The 12,146-nt window shown below is 36.6% G+C and carries 10 protein-coding genes and 1 tRNA gene; 5 read left to right on the top strand and 6 right to left on the bottom strand.

Annotated elements, in window-relative coordinates; genetic code table 11:
- The first annotated feature begins 8 nt into the window (after window positions 1–8).
- Window positions 9–1,592 carry an Ig-like domain-containing protein gene (locus tag GSQ74_RS04715; protein ID WP_216846674.1) on the top strand — a complete coding sequence of 528 codons (1,584 nt, stop codon included), beginning with the start codon at window positions 9–11 and terminating at the stop codon, window positions 1,590–1,592.
- Between the two features lie 6 nt (window positions 1,593–1,598).
- Here GSQ74_RS04715 and GSQ74_RS04710 read toward each other — a convergent pair whose 3' ends face one another.
- Window positions 1,599–2,108, bottom strand: a complete 510-nt coding sequence (locus GSQ74_RS04710; protein WP_158990587.1) for a gamma carbonic anhydrase family protein — start codon at window positions 2,106–2,108, stop codon at window positions 1,599–1,601.
- 39 nt (window positions 2,109–2,147) lie between these two features.
- On the opposite strand from GSQ74_RS04710, the gene GSQ74_RS04705 reads away from it, so the two are divergent.
- A tRNA-Gly gene (locus tag GSQ74_RS04705) sits at window positions 2,148–2,220 on the top strand.
- 5 nt (window positions 2,221–2,225) lie between these two features.
- Here GSQ74_RS04705 and nadB read toward each other — a convergent pair.
- On the bottom strand, window positions 2,226–3,818 hold the full coding sequence (gene nadB / locus GSQ74_RS04700) for an L-aspartate oxidase (RefSeq protein WP_158990585.1): 1,593 nt from the start codon (window positions 3,816–3,818) through the stop codon (window positions 2,226–2,228).
- Window positions 3,819–4,226: 408 nt separating this feature from the next.
- On the opposite strand from nadB, the gene nadA reads away from it, so the two are divergent.
- Window positions 4,227–5,219 carry a quinolinate synthase NadA gene (gene nadA / locus GSQ74_RS04695; RefSeq protein WP_158990583.1) on the top strand — a complete coding sequence of 331 codons (993 nt, stop codon included), beginning with the start codon at window positions 4,227–4,229 and terminating at the stop codon, window positions 5,217–5,219.
- A gap of 104 nt (window positions 5,220–5,323) precedes the next feature.
- Here the strand turns inward: nadA and GSQ74_RS04690 are convergent, their stop codons facing one another.
- Window positions 5,324–6,778 (bottom strand): DNA/RNA non-specific endonuclease, encoded by a 1,455-nt coding sequence (locus GSQ74_RS04690; RefSeq protein ID WP_158990581.1) that lies wholly within the window; start codon window positions 6,776–6,778, stop codon window positions 5,324–5,326.
- A gap of 178 nt (window positions 6,779–6,956) precedes the next feature.
- Here GSQ74_RS04690 and thiL point away from each other — a divergent pair, with 178 nt between their 5' ends.
- On the top strand, window positions 6,957–8,009 hold the full coding sequence (gene thiL, locus GSQ74_RS04685) for a thiamine-phosphate kinase (RefSeq protein WP_158990579.1): 1,053 nt from the start codon (window positions 6,957–6,959) through the stop codon (window positions 8,007–8,009).
- A gap of 24 nt (window positions 8,010–8,033) precedes the next feature.
- Window positions 8,034–8,873 (top strand): DUF6263 family protein, encoded by an 840-nt coding sequence (locus GSQ74_RS04680; RefSeq protein ID WP_158990577.1) that lies wholly within the window; start codon window positions 8,034–8,036, stop codon window positions 8,871–8,873.
- Here the strand turns inward: GSQ74_RS04680 and rmuC are convergent, their stop codons facing one another.
- The 3 genes from rmuC to GSQ74_RS04665 all read right to left on the bottom strand — a co-directional run bounded on the left by rmuC (window position 8,874) and on the right by GSQ74_RS04665 (window position 12,146).
- Window positions 8,874–10,241 carry a DNA recombination protein RmuC gene (gene rmuC / locus GSQ74_RS04675; protein WP_158990575.1) on the bottom strand — a complete coding sequence of 456 codons (1,368 nt, stop codon included), beginning with the start codon at window positions 10,239–10,241 and terminating at the stop codon, window positions 8,874–8,876.
- A 68-nt stretch (window positions 10,242–10,309) separates the two neighbouring features.
- Window positions 10,310–11,608 carry a tetratricopeptide repeat protein gene (locus GSQ74_RS04670; protein WP_158990573.1) on the bottom strand — a complete coding sequence of 433 codons (1,299 nt, stop codon included), beginning with the start codon at window positions 11,606–11,608 and terminating at the stop codon, window positions 10,310–10,312.
- Window positions 11,609–11,663: 55 nt separating this feature from the next.
- On the bottom strand, window positions 11,664–12,146 hold the full coding sequence (locus GSQ74_RS04665) for a gliding motility lipoprotein GldH (protein WP_158990571.1): 483 nt from the start codon (window positions 12,144–12,146) through the stop codon (window positions 11,664–11,666).

The raw sequence follows: 12,146 nt of genomic DNA, 5'->3' as shown, positions 1-12,146 counted from the left end.
TATTTTTCATGTTTTCAGGCTGTGCAAACATCCAAAGGCCGATGGGCGGACCAAAAGACGTTACCCCTCCCCGACTTTTGAAAGCGACGCCACCAAACATGAGCCGAAATTTTAATTCCAAAATTATCCAGCTTGATTTTGATGAATATTTTAAATTATCAAATCAGTACACTGAAATTTCGATGAGCCCCGCTCAGGACAAATCACCGGAATATAAAATCAAATCTAAAAGCCTGGTTATTGTTCTTAAAGACACGCTTCAGAAAAACACCACCTACGTTATAAATTTTGGCAAAGCAATTGCCGATGTAAACGAAGGAAATATTTTAAAGAACTTTACTTACGTTTTTTCTACCGGCCCACATATTGATTCATTAAGCGTATCCGGAACGGTTACAAATACCTTAACGCAAAAAAGGGAAAAAGATGTAACAGTAATGCTTTTCCCGATTGAAAAGGATTCGTTGTATTTTGGAAAGAAAAAACCTTCCATTTATGCTACTACCGATACCGCGGGTAATTTCTCTTTAAACAACCTGCATGATGGCGATTACCGCATATATGCACTTGAAGAAAAAACGCCTGATAGGATTTATAACAAGGATGATGAATTGATCGCTTTTCAAAAACAGCCTGTACATTTATATGCCGATACATCGGGCATACAATTATATTTGTTTAAACAAGAACCCGCTAAATTTCATTTAGCAGTGAGGAAGTTCGACCAGGACGGTAAGTTATTTTTTGTTTTCAATAAACGCTTAAATAACCCTTCAGTAAAAATTATTTATCCGCCAGCATTAGATGATCAAAAAATAGTAGAGTTTTCGCCTACAAAAGATACTGCAAACATCTATATGAAAAACATGGATTTCGATTCCATCAGGGTTGCCTTTTTTGATAATAATAAACCGTTAGATAGTGCCTCGTTGTTAAAGGGCAGAAAGGAGAGTTTCACAAAAAACTACACATTTAGATTAAATTTAAGCAGTAATAATAAATTAAAGCCTACATCTGATTTGATGGTCATCGCGTCCTATCCTATTGCTTCATATGATCCATCGCAGATAACTTTATATGAAGATTCGGTAGCTGTAAACAATCTAAACATCATAAAGGATACAACCAACCTTAAGCGGTATATTATAAAGTATAAATGGAAGGAAGATTCCAGGTATATATTTGTTGCTGATGAAGGTGCCTTTACTTTTGTTAACGGCGATAAAAACAAGAAGTATCAGAAGTCATTTTTGGTTGATAAAATTGAAAATTATAGCACGTTAACCATAAAAGTTACTGTTCCTGATACTTCAAAACAATACCTTGTTGAGGTTTACCAGGATGCTGATCATATTATACGAACAGACAAAGTAACTAAGAATGCATCTATCGTTTATAAAAATTTCCTGACCGGTAAATATTCATTTAAAGTAGTTTATGATGATAACCACAATGGCAAATGGGATAGTGGGGATGTGAAACAAAAAAGATACCCTGAAAACATATGGGTTGACCCTGTACAGATCACCTTAAGGCCAAACTGGGATGCGGAAGAAAAACTGGATATACCAAAAGAACAGATATTACCATAATATCTATTACTTAAACCAGCTGGAATACATAATGTAATTATTAGGCAGGCGTTTAAGCATTTCACGCTGTTCATCGGTAATTGGTTTTATTTTTTTTGCGGGGATACCGGCGTATAGATAGCCTGATTCGCAAACGGTTTTCTCCAATACTATAGCTCCTGCTGCTATGATAACAAAAGGCTCAACAACGGCGTAATCCATCACAATTGCTCCCATACCTACTAATACGTTATCGTGTAAAATACAGCCATGTACAAGCGCGTTATGGCCTATAGAAACATTATTACCTATATCTGTACCTGCGTGCAAATAAGTACAGTGTATCACAGCACCATCCTGTATATTGGTATTATTACCTACTTTAATATAGTTTACATCGCCACGTATTACCGCGTTAAACCATACTGAACAATTATCGCCCATTATAACATCACCAACAATGGTGGCATTTTCAGCTATATAACAATCAGATCCCCAAACAGGGCTTTTATCTTTTACTGGTAGAATGAGTGGCATTATTTAATTTTTAATTATATGTTTGATAAAATTTAAAAAGCGGAAATAGCTCAGCTGGTAGAGCATCAGTTTCCCAAACTGAAGGTCGCGAGTTCGAACCTCGTTTTCCGCTCTTAATTAAAATACCGTATCCTCTATTACCTCAGCATGCACTGGGTAATCCGTGGTATAATGTAATCCCCTGCTCTCTTTACGCAGCATTGCTGATTTTACTACAATATATGATACCTGGATCAGGTTACGCAACTCGCAAAGCTTTACTGATAATTTGGTTTTCTTATAAAAAGATTCTGTTTCTTCATATAATAAACCTAAGCGGCGCATCGCTCTTTCCAGCCTAAAATCAGAACGTACTATACCCACATAATCATTCATCAGTTTTTGCATTTCACGAACATTGTGCGTTACTAATATATCTTCGTTTGATAATTGTACACCATGCTCATTCCAATCAGGAATATTTTCAGGTAATACATTTTTTTCAAACTGGCCTATAGAATGCTCGTAAATACGATGCGCAAAAACCAAAGCCTCTAATAATGAATTTGATGCTAAACGATTAGCACCATGTAAACCGGTTGAAGAGCACTCACCACAAGCATATAAACGATGTATAGATGATTTACCTACATGATCAACCAATATACCACCACACATATAATGGCAAGCTGGAGCAACCGGAATCATATCCTTGGTCATATCAATACCGATCTCTAAACACTTGGCATAGATATTAGGGAAATGGGCCAATATATCTTTTTTATTCCGATGGCGAATATCAAGATAAACATAATCCTCCCCTGATTTTTTAATCTCGGCATCAATGGCACGGGCAACAATATCACGTGGCGCTAATGATTTACGCGGATCATACTCCTGCATAAATTCTTCACCGTTAGTTCTTTTCAATACACCACCAAAACCACGTACCGCTTCTGATATTAAGAATGATGGATATTCACCTGGATTATATAAAGCTGTTGGATGGAACTGTATAAATTCCATATTCCTAACTTTTCCTTTAGCACGATAAACCATCGCTATACCGTCACCGGTTGCAATAGTTGGATTAGTAGTAATTGAATAGATATGACCAGCACCACCCGATGCCATTACCGTTACTTTGGATAATATCTTATCAACAGTATTAGTATGTGTATCTAAAGCATAAATACCATAACATATAATATCATCGCTTGACTTATTCACATAATCACCTAAATGATGTTGAGTAATTAAATCAACAGCAAAATAATGCGTTAATATTTCAATATTAGGGTTCTTATGTATCTGCTCTAATAATGATCTTTCAATCTCAAAACCGGTTATATCTTTATAATGTAATACCCTGAATTCTGAATGGCCACCTTCTTTTGCCAGATCATAAAAACCTTCATTGGTTTTATCAAAATTAGTTCCGTAATCAATAATTTCTCTAATTCTTTCCGGACCTTCCTCAATTACTATTTCCACAGCTTCTTTATCACAAAGGCCATCACCTGAAATTAGGGTATCATTTATGTGTTTTTCGAAAGAATCTTCCTTTTTATCCACAACCACCGCGACACCTCCCTGGGCGTACTTAGTGTTAGATTCATCTTCATTTGACTTGGTAACTATCAGAACCTTACCATGTTTTGCAGCCTTTAGTGCAAAACTTAATCCTGCTATGCCTGATCCTACAACTAGGAAATCAACTGTTCTGGTCATATACGTGCTATAATATGTGTAAAATTAGTGCTTATGTTAGTAATAGGCACTAAAGATGTTAATTTTGTGTAAGTAAATATTTAATAAATAAACAGAATGTTGATAAGTGGCTATTTAATGACAAAATGGTTTAAACTTTGAGTTACTTATGAGATCAATATTCGCAGTAACTAACATTTAATTAGCCAATGAAATATTAACAATATTATTTTGATAAAATTAGTTGTTACTGACATGGTATTATAAATCAACCCTATATAAATTAATAACTTTTAAAATAGTGTGGATAAAATATTAAAAACAACTTTTACCCTAAATAGTTCAACAACTTTTTAACATAACTAACACCTTAATAACAACTGTTTCTTTATATATATATAAACTAATTATTATTAATTGATTTGTGGAATGGATACCTTAGAGGAAATAAATTTGAAAGGTTTTGTTGACGAATACATCGACCCAAAACTTGACCTTTTTGATGAAATTGAAAAACTTAAAAAAGAAAAAAATGCTGTCATACTTGCTCACTACTACCAGGAAGGCGATATTCAGGATATCGCAGATTATATTGGAGATAGCCTCGGATTATCGCAACAAGCGGCAAAAACAGACGCCGACATTATTGTATTTGCCGGTGTACACTTCATGGCCGAAACAGCAAAGATCTTATCACCAAACAAAAAGGTCTTATTACCGGATTTAAAGGCAGGATGTTCATTAGCAGATAGCTGCCCGCCACATTTGTTCAGGAAATTTAAAGAAAATTACCCTGATCACCTGGTAATAACTTATGTGAATTGTACAGCTGAACTAAAGGCTTTGAGCGATATAGTTTGCACCTCGAGCAATGCGGTGCAGATTGTAGAAAGTTTACCTGCAGATCAAAAAATAATATTCGGCCCTGATAAAAATTTAGGTGCTTATGTGGCTAAAAAAACAGGCAGGGATCTGGTTTTGTGGAATGGTGCCTGTATGGTCCATGAGATTTTTTCGAGAGAGAAAATTACTAAATTGAAGGAGCGTTATCCAAATGCAAAACTATTAGCGCACCCTGAGTGTGAGGATGTTATTTTGCAAATGGCTGATTATGTAGGCTCAACTACAGGGATACTAAAATATGCTACCAACAACCCTGCAAAGGAATTTATAGTAGCGACAGAAGCCGGTATTTTACACCAGATGCAAAAAGAAAACCCTGATAAGGTTTTTATACCTGCACCCCCTAATAACAATTGTGCTTGTAATGATTGCCCGCATATGAAGCGCAATACTTTGGAAAAACTATACCTGTGTTTAAAAAATGAATCACCGGAAATAGAAGTTCCCCAGCATATAATTGAAAGAGCTGTAAAACCTATTGAACGAATGCTGGAAATATCAGCACAATTAGGTTTATAAATACTTTATGTCATTGCGAGGTACGAAGCAATCGCGAACCTTACAAGGTGGCTTTTCTACGTGCGATTGCTTCGTACCTCGCAATGACATTGTTTTATAGAATTTTATATACCCGAATCCTTTTCGCCTTCTAAAGCTGTCCTAACATTGGTAGGTAAAGCTGTTAATAAACTATAACCTGTTGCTGTTTCAATAGCGCTAACAGTAGTTATGTATTGAGTCCAGTCTGAATTAATGGTGTTGATATTTGGAGTATTAACCGCAATAACCCTGGTTGTAGTAGTAACACGGTTTAAATCACCATTACCAATCGGGATAATTACAGCTACTTTCCAAACATTACTAGGTACATTAACATGTCCGGCATCAACTGTATTAGCAGTACCTACTGATCCTGTACCGCCTGTGCCATAACTACCCATGATAATATAAACCTCGTTACCAGCTGTAACTTGCGTACGTAAATAATTTTCCAGATTACCCCAGGTTTGTTGATTATTTTGAGGTGCCTGTGGTATCATATTGGTCATTAAAAAAGTAGCATCATTGGCATTAGTAGAACTTGTTCTATCGCCTGAAGGGCAATTGTGTCCTCTATCAAAACCTGAACCACTATACCCGGTACTTTGCACTTCAAAAAATCCGGTTGGTAAACCACTAAAAGCCGCAAAATCGTTTTGACGGCCTGTAGACTGTGTTATATTAGTAGCATCTAAGTGCCAGCTTACCCAGTTTGGTTCGCCTTTGGTACTATTGTATGATTCTACGTAATAACCCTGATCTATTAAATAATTATCAGCCATTACAATTGCTGTTGTTGCATTTGATGGGTTACCAAATAAAAGGTTGCTATTATCACCGGTTTCCGGTGGGGCATCAGTACCAACAGTTACACCTCTTGGGGTTGCTGCCGATGATGATGCAGAAGTATCGGGGCCGCTAGTTGGTGGAGCTACAATGGTTACACCTGAATTTCCGCTTCCTTTAAAGGTAATATCATCAACATCTATACGGGTAGTACCTGCTTTTACTATTCTAAATCTTACTTTACCGGTAACTGATATTTTAAATGAATCAGTTACTAAAGTTGTGCTGGTTTCAGTAATATTAGTACCAACCTGAGTGTAAGTAGTACCACCATCTGTTGATTGTAGTAATTGCCAGGTAGAAGTTGCATCAGTGCCATATTTTGCATGCTTAATGCTAATTTGTGTAAGTCCGGTAATATCAAAATTCATGGCAAGGTCGCCGGTACGTAACCTAACGGAATTATTTCCGTCTTTTACATCTGCTGCCAAATTACCAATTAAAGCGTCGTTAAAGTCCCATATACCTGTACCTAAAGTTACATTAGCATCAGCATAACCCGTTTTTGAACCCTCTTCAAAAGTTTCGGTAATGGAATAAGCTTGCGGTTGAGTGGTACCAGTAGTTCCTGTTGAACCAGTAGTTCCAGTACTTCCGCCAGATCCGGAATTAGTGTTTGCTGCATTATCTTTTTTACAGCTTGCAATTGCCAGTATAAGGCTTGCATAAATAAGTAGATTTCTAAACTTCATATATTATTTTTTTACAAATATGCCAACTCATTATTAATCTAATGTTAATATTAATATTGTTTTGATTAACCTTTCTGAGTTTTTTATGAAATTTAACAAAGTCTTTGTTTTTAAGCTGTTATTAAAGAAATATTTGACCTGAGCTTTTTTGTATTTTTGTGATGTTTAAAAAAGTACCATGGCATTATTTGATAATAAAGAGAAAACTAACATAGATAACTTGGGTGAATTTGGTTTGATAGATCACCTTACAAAAAATATAAAGCTAACCCGCGAAAACACTACTAAAGGTGTAGGTGATGATGCTGCCGTGCTTGATGCTAAAGGAAAAAAAGTATTGGTATCAACAGATATGTTGCTGGAGGGTATTCATTTTGATTTAGCTTATACACCATTAAAGCATTTGGGATATAAGGCCGTACAAGTTAATTTGAGTGATATTTATGCGATGAACGGTACTGCTACGCAGATTACCGTGTCGATAGGTTTATCCAGTAAATTTCCTTTAGAGGCGGTTGAAGAATTATATGAAGGCATCTATTTGGCCTGCGATAAATATGGCATTGATATAGTTGGCGGTGATACTACTTCATCAAAACAAGGCCTGGTTATCAGTATAACTTCTATTGGTTATGCTGATGAAAAGGATATTGTATACCGCAACGGTGCTGAAGAAGGTGATTTAATATGTGTATCAGGTGATTTAGGCGGTGCATATGTTGGCTTACAGTTATTGGAACGTGAGAAACAAATTTTCCTCGAAAACCCAAATATTCAACCCGATTTAGAGGGTAAGGATTATATCGTTGAACGCCAGTTAAAACCGGAGGCCCGTGGTGATATTATAGACTTGCTAAAAGAAATTGAAGTTAAGCCAACATCGATGATTGATGTTTCGGATGGATTAGCTTCTGAAATTTTGCATATATGTAAGCAAAGCAATAAAGGTTGTAATTTATACGAAGAAAAAATACCACTTGATCCCATGACTTTTGAAACAGCAAGGGAGTTTAACCTCGACCCAACAGTTTGCGCTTTGAGTGGTGGCGAAGACTACGAGCTGTTATTTACCGTAAAACAAGCCGACTACGATAAGATTAAGTTTAAAATGGATATTACCATCATCGGCTATATAACAGAGCCTGCGGTGGGCTGTAATTTAATAACCAAGGGAGGTGTTGTTCATCCATTAAAAGCACAAGGGTGGAATGCATTTAAAAAAAATGATTAAATTGGCTTAATAAACTTTTATCTCATGAAAAAAATTCTGTTTGTAAGCTTTTTAGCATTGTCTTTTAGTTTTGCAAAAGCCCAGGATAGTGTTTTATTTAAAATAAAGTATTTGCCAAATCATACCTACCAATTAGCAGGAAATACTTCTATTTCGTTATATGCCGATCTGAGTGGGAATAAAGAATTGGCCTCAAAACTGGCTACACAAGGCATTGCCCAACCCATGAATGTTATAGTACAATTTAATACTAATGGAACAACTACAACGTCATCAATTGGCGCAGAAAATTCATTCGCGGTAGATATGAAAGTAAGTGCGCCAACAATGAGCGGCACACTTAACGGAAAGCAAATACCTATACCTATAAAAAAAACTAATACAGAATTTTATGGCCGGGTTAACAGCGAAGGTAAATTAAGTATAGATTCTTTAAACGGACAAAAATTAAATGACTCTGCGACGATTGCGGCAAAGAAAATGATGAATAAGATCATGGGTATGGTAAATTTTCCGGAGCATGCCATAAAAGTTGGCGATTCTTTTACGCAGGATATTCCGTTTGATTTACCTGTGGCTAAGGGAATGACCATAAATATTGAGATGACCTATAAATTAATAAAAATAACTGACGGCAAAGCTTATTTTGATATAAAGCAAGGGCTAGATATGCAAATGCCAATGAAACAAATCAATATAAGCATTACAGGTACAGGCTTAGGGAAAATGGTTTATGATATTAAAAACAATTTCCCTGTAAGCTTAAACAGCAATATATTTATGACCATTAATTTAAAATCGGATAAATTTTCAGGCGGGGCAACTGCTAATATAACCACCAACAGTACTTACACCATCAATTGATCATTCTTCGCTTAAATATTTCTGATCAATTTGTTTATTAGCTTTGGCCCCAAGGCTTTTTATTTTTTCGGCTGTTTTGGTAAGGTTACCGTTGCCTTCAGTTAATTTGCTGATGGCATTATCATAAGCCGATTGGCTTTGTTTAATGTTTTTGCCAATACCTTCCATATCGCCCACAAAGCCGACAAATTTATCGTACATCGCACCACTTAACCGTGCAATTTCCAATACGTTGCGGTTTTGGCGCTCCTGTTTCCAAATACTGGCTATGGTACGGAGCGTTGCCAATAATGTTGATGGACTTACAATTACCACCCGTTTATCCCAGGCATCACTGAACAGTTCAGCATCAATTTGTACGGCAAAGCTGAAGGAGGATTCTATAGGTATAAACAACAGTACAAAGTCCGGTGAATTGATCTGGTGCAGGTCATGGTAATTTTTTGCGGACAACCCATTTACGTGGCTGCGGATAGATTCCACGTGTCCTTTTGAAAATAACTTGCGCTCCTCTTCCGTTTCACAGTTAACCAGGCGCTCGTAAGCGATTAATGATACTTTGGAGTCGATAACAAGGTGCTTGTCATCCGGCAGATCAATAATAACATCGGGTTGTAAACGACTGCCATCATTACCTGTAAAACTCGTCTGTATGCGGTATTCCTGATCTTTAACCAGGCCTGAACGCTCTAAAACACGTTCCAAAATAACCTCGCCCCAATTACCTTGTTTCTTATTATCTCCTTTTAAAGCTTTGGTAAGGTTTTGGGCCTCATTACTGATCAGTTGGTTTAACTCCATCAGCTGTGTTATTGCACCTTTTAGGGTATTACGCTCGGCAGCCTCCATGTTGTAAACCTTGTCGACTTTTTCCTCGAAAGCTTTGATATTTTCTTTCAGCGGATTTAAAAGTATATCCAGGTTGGCACGATTGGTTTCTACAAATTTTTGAGATTTTTCATCGAGTAGCTTATTGGCTACGTTCTGAAATTCTAATTGGAATTTTTGCTGTATATCTTGAATAGATTTTTCCTGCTCCATTAATCGTTCGCGCTGTGCTTTGAATGATTCTTCAGCTTTAGCCATCCGGTTTTTTTCGGTTAGCAGTTCCTGGTTTAGTGTAGATACAGAAGCATCATATCTTATGCGCTCGTCCTGTAATAACTTATCGGATTTATTACGTTCAGCTATTAGGCCTGATGCGCGCTCTTCGCTACGCGCTACGGTAATTTTAAGCTGGTCGCTTTCTGCTTTTAGGCGAAGCAGTTCCTCGGCAGAAATATTATCGGCTGTAGCGGGTTTCTTCAAAAAGAAATAAACAGCAATCACCAGAATTAAAACGGAAACAATTAAAAAAGCGACACTCATTTTGCAAAAAATATTAGCAAACTAAGGTAGGGATTTACTGGTTTTAAAAAGAAAAAAATAGTAATTAGCTATTTACAATATTTATTAATATTTCCATCCGCTTCGGCAGAACCTAATTCTTTGGCTTTATTAAAATCAGTACAAGCAGTTTCTTTATTATTACTCATATATTCAGCATACCCGCGGTCATTATAAGCGTCAGCATTTTTTGGATCGATAGTGATAGCTTGTGTATAATCAGCAATGGCTCCTTTATAATCATCCTGGTGCCTTTTAGCTAGGCCCCGGTTTATGTATGCATACAAGTAGCTTGCATCTATACCAATTGCAACATTGTAGTCCAATATCGCGTTCGCATAATCTTCCAGGTTGAATTTGGAATTTCCACGTCTATAAAATCCGTCAGCATCTTTAGGAACAAGTGAAATGTATTGATTATAATCATCTATAGCATCAGTAAAATTATTCATGTTATCTTTTGCAAGCCCTCGATTATAATATGCATTGGCATATTTAGGGTCGCCTTTTATAACCACATCATAATCAGTAATTGCACCGGCATAATCATTAATATGGTATTTAGCCAAGCCGCGATTATGAAAAGCATCCAAATATCCCGGGTCAAGGGTTATGGCATGGTTAAAATCATCTATAGCCCCATTATAGTCTTCCAGTGATTTTTTGGAAAGACCACGATCATTATAAGCCTCTTCGTTTTTCGGATCTAATACAATTGCCTGGGTATAGTCCTCAATTGAACCTTTATAGTCCTTTAAATTATATTTTGCTAAACCACGATTAGTATATGCAATTGGAAATGAAGGAAGTAAGGTAATTGCTTGTGAGTAATCCTGAACCGCTCCGGTAAAATCGTTTAAATTTGCTTTTGACCGGCCTCGATTATAAAAATAGTCTTCGTCTTTTGGATCTAATTTTATAGCCTCATCATAATCGGCAATAGCTCCTTTAAAGTCTTCAAGGCTGTGTTTTGCTATTCCCCTATCATAAAAAGCTACTCCGGTAGGTTTTATAGCAAGCGCAGCGGTATAGTCGGCTATTGCGCTTTTATAATCTGTTAAAAAACTCCTTATGCGCCCGCGATCAATATAAGCATCGTCATATTTAGGGTTTATGACGATAGCTTTGTCCATATCGGGCAGTGCTTCATTATATAGCTTAAGATCTATTTTGGCATCGCCCCTTTTATAATATGCGGTAGCATCATTAGGGTTTGCCGCGATAGCTTTAGTGTAATATTTTATAATATTTACGTTTTTAACACTATCGGTATTTATGGTTTTTGCAGCAGGGGTTTGGCTATATGCAAACAGCGGCATTAACAGAGCGGATAGAAATAGTTTTCTCATTGATTTAGGCGGTTCATCTGCCTAAAAATAAAACTATCTAACAAAGAATCAAAATTTATTGAGCTTTTTCAACCCTCAACCCCACATCGCTAACTTCATGTAAAGGATTATCGCGCATATTTTGTTCAATGGCGAAATGGTAAACACCTTTTGCCGGGAACATATAATTTGCCCTGAACATCATTTGGTAGCTATATAAGTTACCCGAACCTACGCCCAGCCATTCGCCGTCGGCGTTGGCTAATTTAAATTCGTAGCGGTTAACATCGTTTTTTACGCCCGGGCCATTTTCATGCATTAAGATAAAAATGTTGGAATACTTATAATCACCCGTTACCCGCAGGTTAAAGTACAGGTTATACGGGATCTTCTCATTGTCGATCTTCACATCATACTTAACCTGGTTAACGTATGACCAGTTGTGATTATCGATCCCGGTATTTTTGTCAACGATAGCATTAGGATCTGAACATCCGCCAAAAGCTAACGCTATCAGTATAACGGGTAAAAAACAAAGTATTTTATAAGCACGCATCAT

Origin of the sequence: Mucilaginibacter sp. L196 (assembly GCF_009765905.1) — a bacterium.
Taxonomy (GTDB): Bacteria; Bacteroidota; Bacteroidia; order Sphingobacteriales; family Sphingobacteriaceae; genus Mucilaginibacter.
Note: the sequence above shows the minus strand (reverse complement) of the source record. Positions and strands in the feature narration are given on the sequence as shown.